The sequence below is a fragment of the Mesorhizobium sp. genome (assembly GCF_005063415.1).
Classification (GTDB): domain Bacteria; phylum Pseudomonadota; class Alphaproteobacteria; order Rhizobiales; family Rhizobiaceae; genus Mesorhizobium.
This window is the reverse complement of record NZ_SUEG01000451.1, coordinates 1-212: the sequence shown is the minus strand read 5'-3', so window position 1 is coordinate 212 and position 212 is coordinate 1. Positions and strand designations below refer to the sequence as shown.

The following is a 212-nucleotide window of genomic DNA, read 5'->3' as shown; positions in this document are numbered from 1 at the left end:
CAACACCCATGCCCGGCTCCAGACCATTGACCGGTCGATCCTTGCCCAACAAAGAACGAATGAAGTGGCACGGCGTCTATCGACCATACCTGGCATTGGCCCGATCGGTGCCACAGCGTTGGCGGCCTCGGTTGCTGATCCGGGTCAGTTCCGCTCGGAGTTTGCCGCCTGGCTCGGGCTGACACCTTCGCAAAACTCGAGCGGCGGAAAGG

The 212-nt window shown here is 61.8% G+C and carries 1 protein-coding gene; it reads left to right on the top strand.

All coding sequences use genetic code 11. The features are described 5' to 3' along the window. The coding region (locus tag E5W70_RS33015; RefSeq protein WP_292665553.1) for a transposase at window positions 1–212 on the top strand (212 nt) is incomplete at both ends.